The organism is Couchioplanes caeruleus (assembly GCF_023499255.1).
GTDB classification, from domain to species: domain Bacteria; phylum Actinomycetota; class Actinomycetes; order Mycobacteriales; family Micromonosporaceae; genus Actinoplanes; species Actinoplanes caeruleus_A.
This window is the reverse complement of the sequence record NZ_CP092183.1, coordinates 1,329,753-1,342,941: the sequence shown is the minus strand read 5'-3', so window position 1 is coordinate 1,342,941 and position 13,189 is coordinate 1,329,753. Positions and strand designations below refer to the sequence as shown.

The 13,189-nt window shown below is 73.3% G+C and carries 13 protein-coding genes; 2 read left to right on the top strand and 11 right to left on the bottom strand.

The features are described 5' to 3' along the window. Positions 1 to 24 precede the first annotated feature (24 nt). From COUCH_RS06470 to COUCH_RS06440, 7 genes are all read right to left on the bottom strand, one after another. Entirely contained in the window at positions 25 to 1,326 is a 1,302-nt protein-coding gene (locus COUCH_RS06470) for an MFS transporter (protein ID WP_249611185.1), read from the bottom strand. A 6-nt stretch (positions 1,327 to 1,332) separates the two neighbouring features. Continuing rightward, a complete protein-coding gene (locus COUCH_RS06465) occupies positions 1,333 to 2,604 on the bottom strand; it encodes an aspartate kinase (protein WP_249611184.1) in 1,272 nt (423 codons plus the stop codon). Continuing rightward, positions 2,601 to 3,443, bottom strand: coding sequence for a homoserine O-acetyltransferase/O-succinyltransferase family protein (locus COUCH_RS06460; protein ID WP_249611183.1), 843 nt, complete (start codon positions 3,441 to 3,443; stop codon positions 2,601 to 2,603). Before COUCH_RS06460 ends, COUCH_RS06465 begins: the two co-directional genes overlap by 4 nt. After that, positions 3,443 to 4,819, bottom strand: coding sequence for an aspartate aminotransferase family protein (locus COUCH_RS06455; protein WP_249611182.1), 1,377 nt, complete (start codon positions 4,817 to 4,819; stop codon positions 3,443 to 3,445). The genes COUCH_RS06460 and COUCH_RS06455 overlap by 1 nt, the downstream gene beginning before the upstream one ends. Positions 4,820 to 4,831: 12 nt before the next feature. Next, positions 4,832 to 6,175, bottom strand: coding sequence for a lysine N(6)-hydroxylase/L-ornithine N(5)-oxygenase family protein (locus COUCH_RS06450; RefSeq protein ID WP_249611181.1), 1,344 nt, complete (start codon positions 6,173 to 6,175; stop codon positions 4,832 to 4,834). Positions 6,176 to 6,348: 173 nt separating this feature from the next. Further along, positions 6,349 to 7,896, bottom strand: coding sequence for a sensor histidine kinase (locus tag COUCH_RS06445; protein ID WP_249611180.1), 1,548 nt, complete (start codon positions 7,894 to 7,896; stop codon positions 6,349 to 6,351). A 22-nt stretch (positions 7,897 to 7,918) separates the two neighbouring features. Further along, positions 7,919 to 8,953 carry an SIS domain-containing protein gene (locus tag COUCH_RS06440; protein WP_249613591.1) on the bottom strand — a complete coding sequence of 345 codons (1,035 nt, stop codon included), beginning with the start codon at positions 8,951 to 8,953 and terminating at the stop codon, positions 7,919 to 7,921. 231 nt (positions 8,954 to 9,184) lie between these two features. Between COUCH_RS06440 and COUCH_RS06435 the strand changes: the two genes are divergently transcribed. Further along, complete coding sequence (locus COUCH_RS06435; protein WP_430640894.1) at positions 9,185 to 10,810, top strand: tetratricopeptide repeat protein; 1,626 nt, start codon at positions 9,185 to 9,187, stop codon at positions 10,808 to 10,810. 1 nt (position 10,811) lies between these two features. On the opposite strand, the gene COUCH_RS06430 is transcribed toward COUCH_RS06435, so the two are convergent. Further along, positions 10,812 to 11,027, bottom strand: coding sequence for a biotin/lipoyl-binding carrier protein (locus tag COUCH_RS06430; RefSeq protein ID WP_249611178.1), 216 nt, complete (start codon positions 11,025 to 11,027; stop codon positions 10,812 to 10,814). 177 nt (positions 11,028 to 11,204) lie between these two features. Between COUCH_RS06430 and COUCH_RS39120 the strand changes: the two genes are divergently transcribed. Beyond that, positions 11,205 to 11,279, top strand: coding sequence for a 50S ribosomal protein bL37 (locus COUCH_RS39120; RefSeq protein ID WP_369752275.1), 75 nt, complete (start codon positions 11,205 to 11,207; stop codon positions 11,277 to 11,279). Positions 11,280 to 11,342: 63 nt separating this feature from the next. On the opposite strand, the gene rsrA is transcribed toward COUCH_RS39120, so the two are convergent. The 3 genes from rsrA to COUCH_RS06410 all read right to left on the bottom strand — a co-directional run bounded on the left by rsrA (position 11,343) and on the right by COUCH_RS06410 (position 13,145). Then, positions 11,343 to 11,621 carry a mycothiol system anti-sigma-R factor gene (rsrA, locus tag COUCH_RS06420; RefSeq protein ID WP_249613590.1) on the bottom strand — a complete coding sequence of 93 codons (279 nt, stop codon included), beginning with the start codon at positions 11,619 to 11,621 and terminating at the stop codon, positions 11,343 to 11,345. 5 nt (positions 11,622 to 11,626) lie between these two features. Further along, positions 11,627 to 12,472 carry a sigma-70 family RNA polymerase sigma factor gene (locus COUCH_RS06415; RefSeq protein ID WP_275980070.1) on the bottom strand — a complete coding sequence of 282 codons (846 nt, stop codon included), beginning with the start codon at positions 12,470 to 12,472 and terminating at the stop codon, positions 11,627 to 11,629. Between the two features lie 70 nt (positions 12,473 to 12,542). Continuing rightward, positions 12,543 to 13,145, bottom strand: coding sequence for an alpha/beta hydrolase family protein (locus COUCH_RS06410; protein ID WP_249611176.1), 603 nt, complete (start codon positions 13,143 to 13,145; stop codon positions 12,543 to 12,545). Positions 13,146 to 13,189: the final 44 nt, after the last annotated feature.

The window sequence follows — 13,189 nt, the reverse complement described above, 5'->3', positions numbered from 1 at the left end:
TCACCCAGTTCCTTGTCGTGGTTGTCAGTCGTTGACGGCCGACCCGGCGAGCGCCGGGGCCTGCGGGTCGGCGGGGCGGTCGGGGATCTCGGTGAGCCGGAAGACCGGCGAGAACAGCAGCCAGGCCAGCGGGGTCGCGACCCCGAGCACGCCGACCACCAGGGCGGTACGCGCGCCGAACAGCCCGGCGAGGGAACCACCGGTGAACGCGCCCAGCGGCACCGTGCCGAACAGCAGCAGGCGGTAGCTGGCGTTCATCCGGCCGAGCAGCCGGTCGGCGGTCACCGACTGGCGCAGGGTCAGCGCGTTGACGTTGAAGACGGCCAGGTTGGCGCCGAGCACCGCCAGCGCGGCGCCGAGCACCACCAGCGAGACCGTTCCGGAGTCGCGCGGCACCAGCAGGAACAGCGGCGCCACGCAGGCGAGCACAGTGGACCAGCGCAGCGCTCCGCCGATCCCGAGCTTCGCCCGGAGCCGGTTCGCCGCGAGGGCACCGGCGAGCGCCCCCACCGAACCGGCGCTCACCACCAGACCCAGCGGGGTGGCCCCGATGCCGAGGACCCGGACCAGGTACACCAGCAGCACGGTCAGCACGACGTTCTGGAACAGGTTGAACGTCGCCGACTGGGTGGCCAGGTGGCGCAGCACGGGATTGCCGAAGACCGCCCGCAGCCCCTCGGCGATCTGCGCCCGCATCGCGGTCCGCTCGCCGGACTCCGCGGGCGCCGTCTCCCGCGTCTTGATCCGGCTCAGCGCCAGCGCCGAGACCAGGTACGACACCGCGTCGACGGCCAGGGCGATCGGCGCGGTCAGCACGCCGACCAGGAAGCCGGCCAGCCCCGGGCCGCCGATCCCGGCGACCGAGTAGCTCGCGGCGATCTTGCTGTTCGCGTCGCCGAGGTGCCGGCGCTCCACCAGTCCCGGCACGTACGACAGGATGCCGACGTCGAACAGCACGGTCAGCAGCCCGGCACCGAAGGCGACCGCGTACAGCCAGGGCATCGACAGCACGTGCAGCAGGCTCGCCACCGGGACCAGGCCGATCAGGACGGCCCGGCCCAGGTTGGCGGCGATCAGCGTGGGCCGCCGCCGGCGCCGGTCGAACCACACCCCGGCGAAGAGCGTCAGCAGCACGTACGGCGCGTACCGAGCCACGTTCAGCAGGCCCACCTCGAACGCGCCGGCGTGCAGCGTCAGGATCGCGACCAGCGGCAGGGCGAGATCGGTGATCTGGGAGCCCATCAGCGAGACGGTCTCGCCGCCCCAGACCCTGACGAAATCCGGATTGCGCCAGACCGTCGCCGGCGCGGAGCTGTCGGTGCCCACCCGGAATCAGCCCCGGTCCGCGTCCGCGGCACCCACGCCGGCCAGCGCGGCCGGTACGGTGTGCAGCCCGAACTCGTCGTGGAGCACAGCCGCGGCACGGTCCACCAGGTCCACCTCGACGTGGCAGGAGAACCGTCCCGGCGTACTCGTGACCAGCTGGGGCCGGATGCCGCCGGCCTCGAGCGCGGCGAGCATCCGGGCGCTGATCTCCGGCCGGTTGCCGACCGCCGGGCCGACGACGCTGACGCTGCCGAGGTCGTCGCGCACGTCGACGGCCACCCCCGCGTCGGCCAGCGCGGCGACGACGTCCGCAACCTCCGAGCCGGGCGCCGTGAACCGCAGCCGGCCGATGTCCGGGATGATCGAGCCGACGGCGGCCCCCCGCCGCGCCAGCGCCCCGGACACCGTGGCCGGGGTCATGTCCCGCACGGTGTAGACCGGATCCCGGCGCCGGTGCGCCACCCCGGTGATCCTCGCCTGCTCGAACACCTTCGCTCCCCCTCGGATCCAGGTGCCTTCCGCCGCGGTGAACGTGGAACGCACGTGAATGTCGACCTCGTGGGCGGCGGCCAGTTCCACCGCCCGTGTCTGCAGAACCTGGGCACCCCCGTCGGCGAGCTGGAGCATCTCCTCGTGGCCGAGGCAGTCCAGCTGCCGCGCCCCCGGCACCACCCGGGGATCCGCGGTGAACACACCGGTGACGTCGGTGAAGATGTCGCACTGCCGCAGGCCCAGCGCGGCGGCCAGCGCGATCGCGGATGCGTCCGAGCCGCCGCGGCCCAGCGTGGTGACGTCACCGGTGGCCGACGTGCCCTGATAGCCGGTGACCAGCACGATCAGGCCCTCGTCGAGCGCCTGCACCACCCGGGCCGGGTCCATCTGCCACAGCCGGGCGTTGCCGTACGCGTCGTCGGTCCGGAAACCCGCCTGGGCACCGTTGAACGAGATCGCCCGCTCGCCCAGCTCGTGCACCGCCATCGCGGTCAGCGCACACGAGACCACCTCGCCGATCGAGAGCAGCGCGTCCAGCTCGCGCGACGGGGGCCGGCCGGTCATCTCGTACGCGAGCCGTACCAGGTCGTCGGTGGTGTCGCCCATGGCCGAGAGCACCGCGACGGTCTGCGTGCCGCGCCGCTTCGAGGCGACCAGGCGCCGGGCCACCGCCCGCAGCTTCTCCGGGTCGGCCACCGAGGAGCCGCCGAACTTCCACACGACCCGCTCGGGGACGGGCGGCGCGACGGCCGGGGCGACGGGTGCCGGCGCCAGCAGGGTGCTCACCGGGCCGCCGCCCGGTCGTGGACGAGCCCCACCCAGCTGGCGAAGAAGATCAGGCTGTGGCTGCGCCAGCGGTTCACCGGCCGGCCCAGATCCACATTGGCCGGCGGCTGTACGTCGGTCAGCCCCGCACCGACGTCCCGGCGGTACTCGTCGGCCAGCCGCCCGCCCGCGTACTCCGGGTGGCCGATGTGCATGACGACGAGGTGGTCGGGGGACTCGGCGATGACCGTGCCGGCCTCGGCGGACCGGGCCACCGCCCGCACGTGCGGGTTGCGGTCCAGGGCGGCGTCGTCGAAGCCGGCGTACCGGCTGTGGGTCGACCAGAACCGGTCGTCGAGAACCGCGGCGATCGGCCCGTCGTCCACCAGCCGGTCCGTCTCGTACATGCCGGACACCTTTGTCGGGTAGACCTCTTTCGGGACCCCGTAGAGCAGGTGGGCCACGGCCAGCGCACCCCAGCAGAGGCCGAGCACGGGCGTGCCCTCGTCGGCGGCGCGCTGCACGATCGGGCCCAGCTCGGGCAGGAAACGCACCTGCTCGTACGGCAGATGCTCGACCGCCGCGCCGGTGACGATCAGCGCGTCCAGCGCGGCGTCGGCGACCGCGTCGGCGTACCGGACGTACTGCCCGGCGATGTACGCGGGGTCGTCGAGCGAGAACTTGCGCTCGCCGAGCCGGATCCACACCGGCTCGAACGCGCGCGCCGCCGCCAGCTGGGGCATCAGCCACCGCTCGTACTGCTCGGCGTGCGGCATCAGGTTCACGATGCCGATGCGCGGGAGGCGCTCCGGCGGAACGGTGAGCAGGCCGGCGACCCGGTCGGCCACGGTCGCGGTCATCACGCCACCGCCGCGAGGTCGTGCTCGACCGCCCGGGCCGCCGCACGCATGACGGCGAGCGCCTCGTCGGCCGTCTCGGCGGGCAGGTTCAGCGCGGGCAGCAGCCGGACCACGCAGTCCTCGCGGCCGCCGATCTCGACGATCAGTCCCCGCCGCAGCGCCTCGCGCTGGAACCGGGAGGCCACCTCGGAGGCCGCGGCCGTGCCGCACGCACTCATCTCCATGCCCAGCATCAGCCCGCGACCCCGCACGTCGCTGATCAGCGTGGTGTCGACCTGCAGCTGCAGCAGCCCGGCCATCAGCTGCGCCCCCCGCTCGCGGACGTGCGCCAGCAGGTCGTCGCGGGCCACCACGTCGAGGTACGCGTTGGCGCTGGCGAAGGCCAGGTTGTTGCCGCGGAACGTGCCGATGTGGCTGCCCGGCGACCACCCGTCCAGCCGCTCGTTGAACATGATCACCGAGACCGGCAGGCCCATCCCGGACAGGCCCTTGGAGGCCACGATCACGTCCGGCTCGATGCCGTACTGCTCGAACGCGAACCAGGTGCCCGTACGCCCGCAGCCGGTCTGCACCTCGTCGACGATCAGCGGGATGTCCAGGGCGCGGGCCAGCTCCGCGATCCGCCGCACGAACGGCACCGGCGCCGGGATCGAGCCGCCCTCGCCCTGGACCAGCTCGAGGATGATCGCGGCCGGCGGCTGGATCCCGCCGTGCGTGTCGTGCAGGGCGTTCGCCAGGAATTCCGCGCAGTTGGTGGCGCACGTGTCCGGGGTCAGGCTCAGCGGGCAGCGGTGGCAGTAGCCGTACGGCGCGAAGTGGATGCCGGGCAGCAGGTTCTGCAGGCCGTCCTTCGGCTGGACCTCCGAGGTCAGCGACATCGCCGCGTGCGTGGACCCGTGGTACGAGCCCTGGAACGCGACGACGGTGCCCCGGCCGGTGGCCTTCTTGCACAGCTTCACGGCCGCCTCGACGCCGTCCGCGCCGGTCGGGCCGCAGAAGTGCATCTTCATCGAGCCGCGCATGGACTCGGGCAGCATGCCGAGCTGGCGGCGCTTGAACTCCTCCCGTACCGGGGTGGGCAGGTCGAGGCCGTGGGTCAGCTTGCCCAGCTGGGCCTGCACCGCCGCGATCAGGTGCGGGTGGTTGTGGCCGAGCGCCAGCACCCCGGCGCCGCTGAGGAAGTCGATGTAGCGGCGCCCGTCGACGTCGGTGATGTACGAGCCCGCCGCCTCGCCGATCGCCACCGGCAGCCGGCGCGGATAGGTACGGGCGCTGGACTCCGTACGCGACTGGTGGTCCAGCAGTTCACGGCCGATCGGTCCGGGCTCGGCCAGGTCGGTCAGGACCGCCTCGGCGGCCGCTTCCAAGGTCTGCATGTCGGGTCTCCTCTATCGGGTCGCGGCGACGACTGCCGCGCCCACCAGGTCGGCGGCGGCCGTCGCGCGTTCGGGTGCGGTCAGGCGCCGGCGGAGGCTGTCCACGATGGCCTGCGACCGCAGGGCGAGCAGGCTGAACGAGCCGGCGTCGCCGAGGCCGTGGGTGGTCTCGCAGAGCCCGTTGATGTAGATCGGCGGTGCGTCCCGGCCGGTCGTGCTGTTCTCCACGCGGTAGTCGAGGCCGACCGCGAGCCCGGCGTCCGGGTCGACGGCGAGCACGTCGGCGATCTCGCGGAGCAGCGGCGGCAGCTGTTCGGTCCGGCCGGACGTGCCCAGGTCGCGGTAGCCGGTGGCGAGGACCACCCGGTCCGCCGTGAGCTGCTCGCAGTCGCCGGTGATGCGCTCGGTCAGGTCGAGCGTGACCCCGGCCGGGTCGTGCCGTACGGCGGTGATCAGCCGGTTGCCGCGCAGCGTCACCCGGCTCCGGCCGTCGAGCTCGTCCTCGTACATCCGCATGTAGAGCGCGTCGATGACGTCCCGGTCGGCGGCGGAGTAGTTGGTCGGGCGGAGCTGGTCGCGCAGGCGCCGCTTGCCCTCCTCGGAGGCGCGGTAGTAGTAGTCGACGAACTCCGGGAAGTAGACCTCCTCGGAGAACGGGCTGGTGTCCTTGAGCCGGTAGCCGTAGCCCGACATGACGTTGACGATCCGGGCGGCCGGGAACCGGTTGGTGAGGTCGAGGATCACCTCGATCGCGCTCTGGCTGGCGCCGACGACCGCGAGCGTTCCCGTCCAGTCACGGTCCAGGTCCGCGACGGCCGGCAGGAACCGGGAGGTGTGCGCGACCTGCGGGAACGGCACGGCCTCGAACACCGCGGGCACGTACGGGCTGCGCCCCGGCGCGACGACGACGGAACGGCCCAGGTAGCGGTGGCCGTCGGCGGTGACCACCTCGACCGGGCGGGCCTCGGCGGCCGCGCCGGTCCCGGCGAGCCGGATCGCGGTGACGTTCTGCCCGTAGTCCACGTCGGCCGGCACGGTCTCCGCGACCCACTTGACGTAGCGGGCGTACTCCTTGCGCAGCGGGTGGTGGCCGGGCAGGTTCAGGTGCTTGAACAGCCGCCCCTGCTCGTGCAGGTAGTTGACGAAGGTGTAGCGGCTGCGTGGGTTGCGGGGCGTGACCAGGTCACGCACCGGGTGGTTCTGGATGTCGGCGCCGTCGAGCATCATCGCCGGCTGCCAGGCCGGCGCCGGCTCCCGTTCCACGAACTTGACCCGCGCGGCGGGCCACAGCTCGTCGAGTGCGACGGCAAGTGCGATGTTGGCCGGACCGAATCCGACACATAGGACGTCGTACACGAAAAGTCTCCCCCTGAGAAATCGCCCCGACGGGCTCAGCCCGCCTCGTCGACGCGGTGGCCCCCGGCTTTCCATCGTCGGCAGGCGGCTGGAGCGCGTGCTGGACTGCCCGCTGGACTCGGCGTTGGAAGCCGGTCTGGACAGCGGGTCAGGGGCGGGTCAGGGGGTGGGGGTCAGCGCTTCCCGAGCGGGACCACGAGCACGGCCTCCGTGCCGCCGCCGGCGCGGTTGCGCAGCTCGATGCTGCCGCGCAGCTCGCCGGTCGCGAGCGCGCGGACGATCTGCAGGCCGAGGCGGCCGCTCGCGTCCGCCTTGAAGTTCTCCGGCAGGCCCCGGCCGTTGTCGGCGACAGTGACGTGCAGTTGCTTGCGGAAGCGGTGGGCCGAGACCACCACCTCGCCCGCCGGCGCCGGCGGGGTCATCGTGGGTTCGGCCGGCGGGGCGTCCTCGGGCGGCGCCGGGAAGCCGTGCTCCACGGCGTTGATGAGCAGCTCGTTGAGGACCATCACGAGCGAGGTGGCGATCTCCGCGGGCAGCACCCCGAAGGTGCCCTCGCGCCGCATCTTCACGGTGATCTCGGTGGCGGCGACCTCGGTCGCGGCGGTCGCCACCCGGTCCACGATCCCGTCGAACTCGACCGCTTCGTCGCTGGACATGGAGAGGGTCTCGTGCACCAGCGCGATGGACGCGACCCGGCGTACGGACTCCTGCAGGGCGTTCTTCGCCTCGGGGATGTCCACCCGGCGGGCCTGCAGCCGCAGCAGCGCGGCAACGGTCTGCAGGTTGTTCTTGACCCGGTGGTGGATCTCGCGGATCGTCGCGTCCTTGGTCATCAGCGCGCGGTCCCGGCGGCGGACCTCGGTGACGTCGCGGACCAGCACGAGCGCGCCGATCGGCACCCCGGCGGGCATCAGCGGCAGGGCGCGCATGAGCACGGTCGCGCCGCGCGCCTCGACCTCCTTGCGGGGCGGGGACTCGCCGCGCAGGGAGGAGAGGATGCGCTCGGCGGCGTCCGTACCCTCCAGCGGGTCGGCGGCAAGCCGGCTCGACAGCACCGACAGCTCCTCGCCCACGAGGTGGGCGTTGAAACCGAGCCGACGGTACGCGGACTGCGCGTTCGGGCTCGCGTACGTGACCTTGCCGCTCGCGTCCAGGCGGATCAGCCCGTCGCCGACGCGCGGGGCGGACGTGGTCTCGCCGGGGTGCCGCGGGGGCGGGAACGTGCCGTCGGAGACCATCTGCGCGAGGTCGTCGGCGGTGGTGAGGTAGTTGAGCTCGAGCTGGCTGGGCGTACGGGCGGTTGACAGGTTGGTGTCCCGCCCGATCACCCCGATGACCTCGATGTTCTCGTCCTCGCCGCGGAGCCGGACGGGGATGGCCTCGTGGCGTGCCGGGGTGTCGCCGTACCAGACCGGGTCGCCCTCGCGCCAGATGCGGCCCTGCGTGTACGCGATGTCCAGGTGCGCCACCTCGGGGCCGCCGACGATCCGGCCGACCTGGTCGTCCTGGTACGCCGTCGGCGCGGTGGTCGGGCGCACCTGAGCGACGCACAGGAACGAGCGCGGCACGCCCGGCTCGGAGCGCACCGGCACCCACAGCAGCAGGTCGGCGAAGGACAGGTCGGACAGCAGTTGCCAGTCGCCGGCGAGCCGGGTGAGGTGGTCGATGTCGACGGGGCCGAGGCCGGTGTGCTCTTCGGCGAGATCACGCAGGGTGGACACGGAACAAGCCTGCCATGCGTTTTCAGAGCGTCGCAGTGACCTTCTTCAGGCCGCGTGGCGCGTCGGGGTCCTCGCCGCGGGCCAGCGCCAGGGACAGCGCGAGCTTCTGCAGCGGGAGGATGTCGAGCAGGGGCGCGTACCGCTCGTCGACCTCGGGGACGGCGAGCCGCCCGGAGGCGCCGGGGATGTCGTGGGCGCCGACCGTGACGACGTCGGCCCGCCGCTCGCCCAGCCGGGTGACCACGTCGGCCATCGAGCCGCCGCCGGGGCCGCTGCCGACCACGGCCAGCACGGGCACGTCCGGGTCGGTCATCGCGAGCGGCCCGTGCAGCAGGTCGGCACCGGAGAAGGCGAGCGCCGGCAGGTACGAGGTCTCCATGAGCTTGAGCGCGGTCTCGCGAGCGGTCGGGTACGCGTACCCCCGGCCGGTCGTGACCATGCGCGACGCGAAGCGGTAGCGCTGCGCCAGCTCCTCCGCCCCGCGCTCGGCGAGGGTGTCCTCGGCGAGCTGCGGCAGCTTGTCCAGCGCGGCCCGCTCGTCGGCCGGCAGCGTGCCGTCCCCGTTACGGACCCCCTCGACGAGCAGCAGCAGCGCGAGCAGCTCGGCGGTGTACGTCTTCGTCGCGGCGACCGCCCGCTCGTGCCCGGCGGACACGTCGACGGACAGCTCGGCGCTCTGGGCGAGCGACGAGCCGGGGTTGTTGGTCACCGCCAGGGTGAGGGCGCCACTCTCCCGGGCGACTTTCAGCACCTCGGTGAGGTCGGGCGAGCCGCCGCTCTGGCTGACGCCGACGACGAGCGCGCCCGCGAGGTCGGGCCGGGCGCCGTAGAGGGTGATGGCGCTGGGCGACGCGAGACCGACCGGGATGCCCAGGCGGATCTCCGTGAGGTACGCCCCGTAGAGCGCGGCGTGGTCCGAGGTGCCCCGGCCGACGAACACGACGTGCCTGGGGCGCTGCTCGGCGACCCGGGACGCCACGGCCGCGATGGCCGCCGCCGGCTCCCCCTCGAGCAGCCGCGCGTATCCCGCCGGCTGCTCCGCGATGTCGGCCGCCATGCCCTGGCCTCGCTGCGTCACTGGACCTTCCCCCTCTGCGCACTGCCGCTCGTACGGTGCGCAGTCTTGCACGTTTGAGCGCGGAATCGCAACGCATTGAGCACTACTGCGCAGCGAGACAGGACTGACATATCGAGGATCGTCGCCTAGGCTCGCGTGCGGTGGCACACGGCGTGCCACCACTCGCGTGGGGAACGGTGTCGTCGGCCGGGCCCGCGCGGCGAGGAAGGCGTGGCCATGGACGACTCCCGGCGCTCCGCGGACCGCGACCTCGAGCAGGCCCGCGCGGCCCTCGAACGCGGCGAGATGCACCACGCCGCCGACCACCTGGCCGGCGCGATCGCGCACGCACCCACCCTTCCCGAGACGCACGAGCTGCTCGGCCGGCTCGCCGCGCGCGCCGACGGTGGCCTCGAGCTGTTCCCGCTGGAACAACACGCCTTCGTGGGTACGGTCGTGGCCCGCGCGCACCTGCTCGCCGCCGCCGGGCGCCCCGAGGACGGCCTGCCGCTGCTCGCCGCGGCGAGCGGGCACACCCCCGGCGTGGACTGGGCCGGCGTGCCGTGGGTCAGCGACCCGGAGCTCGCCGAGCGGCTCGAGCCGGGGCTGCTCGCCCGGATCGTCATGCAGCTGTGCACGGCGATCGGCGATCCCGCCCCCGAGGCCGGGCGCCCGGCGCTGCAGCCGTACCTGACGCTCGTGCGCAACGCCGTCGCGGCGCACGCCGAGCACGCAATGTTGCTCGGCGCCGGCTCCGCGCTGGCGCGCCGGCTCGGCGAGGTGGCGGAAGCCGTCGAATGGGCGGCGCTGGGAGCGCGGCTGCGGCCCTCGAAGCTGGCGGAGATCTGGCTCGGGTACGCGTACCGCAGCGCCGGCCGCATCCCGGAGAGCCTCGCCGCCCTGCGCCGCGCGGTGATGTACGACCCCGACGACCTGTCGGTGTACGCCGACATCGCCGGCACCCTCGCCGACCACGGCCGCCTGGACGACGCGCTCGCCTGGATCGACCGCGCCCTGCTGAAGAACCCCGAGTACGACTGCGCGGTGCACACGGCGCACCGCCTGCGCTACCGGGCCGACGGCGACCTGGCCCACCTCGTCCGCCTCGCCGACTTCCAGCGCGACCACCCGGACGACTCGCACGAGCACGCCGACCTCGCCGAGTGCTGCGCCGATCAGCCGTGGCTCAGCCGGGTCCCGTCGGCGCCCGGCACGCCGGCGGACCCCGCCCGCGAGCCGTTCGTCGCCGGCCGCCCCACGCCCGAGGCGGTGCAGCGGCTGCACCGGGTCGCGCATCCGCTCTGGCCGCATCCGCCGGCCGCGTACGACGCCGCGCTCGGGCTCGTCCTGGTCGAGGTGGAGGACCTGCTGGCGCTGATCGCCACCCCGCCGCCGGCGCCGGACGACGAGACGGGCCGCGCCCTGGCCGCCCACGACCCGGCGCTGTGGCACCGCTGCGCCACGGTGTGGGCCTGCCTGGGCCTGCTGCACCACCGCACCGACGAGTCCTGGGCCGGGTCGGCCCGCCGCCGCCTGCTGACCGGGCTCGCCACCGGCGGCCTCGACCGGATCACCGAGGCGGCGCTGTTCGCGCTGGTCACGTACGCGTGGGTGGATCCGGCGGCCCGGCGGGACGTGGCCGAGCTGGTGTCCCGCCGCCTGGACGAGGCGGCGGGCACGGCGGTCGCGTGGTCCGTGGCGCACCTGGCGCTGTCGACGCCGGAGCTCGCCCCCGAGGTGCGCGACCGCGCCGCCGCGATCGTCCGGGCCGAGGAGACGTACGACGTCCCGCTCGTGCCCCACCAGCGGGAACGCCGCCGCGGCGGGCGCCTGCGCCGGTGGCTGCCGGGACGCTGACCTACTCGATGACGGCGATCAGGTCGCCCTCCTGGACGACGTCGCCCTCGTTGACCGCGAGCTGAGCGAGGACCCCGTCGGTCTCGGCCAGCACCGGGATCTCCATCTTCATCGATTCGAGGATCACCAGCGTGTCGCCCTCCGTGACGTCGGCGCCGGGCGCGGCCACGACCTTCCACACGTTGGCCACCATCTCGGCACGGATCTCGTCGGCCATGGTGCTCCTCCTCGTCGAGGTTCTCAGGTGACGGTATCCAATCACGGGTCGCCCACGGGGGCATACGGGACGTGCCGCCGGGCCGACTACGATCGGCGGGTTGGACGTACCCGCGGCCGTCGCCGCCGGGAAGACCGCACCGCCCGCCGCGCGCGGCCGGAGGACGAGGAGAACGACATGGCCAAGAAGGCCCGCAAGAAGAAGGCCCGGAAGAAGAGCAGCGCGAACCACGGCAAGCGCCCCAACTCCTGAGCCGTGGCAAGACGAAGGGCCCGCAGCGTTCGCTGCGGGCCCTTCGTCGTCGTGCGGTACGCCCTAGGCGAGGAACTCCCGGCTCTCGGCCTCGACGGCGTACTCGCTGAGCTTCGTCCGGAGCCGTTCGCGCAGCTCCTGAGGGGCGGTCTCGTCGCCGCAGCAGCGGGCCACGAGCGCCTTCACCTCGTGCTCGATGCCGTACTCGCGCAGGCAGTGCGAGCAGTCGTCGAGGTGCTGCTGGATCAGCGTGCGCCGCTCGTCGCTGCACTCCAGGTCGAGGTACAGATACACCTCGCTGATCACGACGCTGCAGTCGGTCTTGTGGTCCTCGTCGCTCACGTCGCTCACGCCTCCTGTGCGGCCGGAGCGCCGGACGTGCGGGTGATGCCCCGGTCCACCGCGTACTGCTCGAGCAGCTTGCGCAGGTTGCGCCGGCCGCGGTGCAGGCGCGACATGACGGTGCCGATCGGCGTACCCATGATGTCGGCGATCTCCTTGTACGAGAAACCCTCGACATCGGCGAGGTAGACGGCCAGCCGGAATTCCTCCGGGAGCTGCTGCAGCGCGTCCTTGACGTCGCTGTCGGGCAGCCGGTCCAGCGCCTCGGTCTCGGCCGAGCGCAGGCCGGCGGACGTGTGCGACTCACTCGCCGCGAGCTGCCAGTCCGAGATCTCCTCGGTCGGCGCCTGCACGGGCTGCCGCTGCTTGCGCCGGTACGAGTTGATGTACGTGTTCGTCAGGATGCGGTACAGCCAGGCCTTGAGGTTGGTGCCCTCCTCGAACTGGTGGAACGCGGAGAACGCCTTCAGGAACGTCTCCTGCACCAGGTCCTCGGCGTCGGCCGGGTTGCGCGTCATGCGCAGTCCCGCCGCATACAGCTGATCCACGAACGGCAGCGCGTCCCGCTCGAAGCGCGCACGGCGCTCGTCGGTCCGCTCGCTGCGTCCGGTCCGTTCCATTCGTTCCGTTGGCCGCTCTGTTGGCGTCACCCGCACGTCTCCCCTCGACCGCCCCGCCGAGGATACGGGTAGTGCCCCGTCCGCAGATTCAAAAACCGCGGGTGTGCTGACACTCACCGATGGCGTGAGGGCCGCCGGCGACACCGCGGGCCATTCCGGCGAGCGCAGGAGCGCCTGCACCTTCCTGGCCTGCGTGCCGTCGCGTTCGACGAATCCGATTCCGGCTTGCACCTCAAGTGCCCCTTCCGACGTACAGCCTTCGCAGGGGGTGTAACGGATTGGCACATGTCCGCATTCCGACTTACCGGGTCCAGCCGTGGCGGCGCAACCAGCCGACCGCGATCTCCGCGGTGCCGGGCAGGTCGCGGCGCAAGTCGTGGACGGCTCCGGGGCGTACGGCCACCTCCACGCTCCCGCGCGCCTCGGGCACCCCGAACGGGTCCCGGTCGCCGTTGACGACGAGCACCGGCAGGTCCGCGGGCAGCTCGTCGGCGCGGCTGCGCTCGGGCTTGCCGGGCGGGTGCAGCGGAAACGCCAGCGCGAGCACTCCGGCGGCGCCGAGCGCGTACGCCGTCCGGCAGGCGACCCGGGCACCGCTGGAGCGCCCGCCCACGATCAGCGGGAGCCCTTCCTCGCGTATCCCGGCGACCACGGCGGCCCACGCCTCGTCGAGGTGGCCGGCGGGTGCGGGGGCGCGGCGGCCCGCCACCCGATAGGGCTGAGTGACGAGCGCCACCCGTACGCCCGCGGCGACGGCGGCGTCGTGCACGGCGGTCAGGTCGGGCGCGTCGACGTCCCCGCCGGCGCCGTGGCCCAGCACGAGCAGGGCGGCGGGCGCCGTGGCAGGCTCGGCGATCTGAACGCGGGCGGGGCCGCGCGGCGTGTCGATCTCGTGGGTGGGCACGCACCCATGATGACCGGCCCGCGGAACGTCCGGGCATGGTTGAG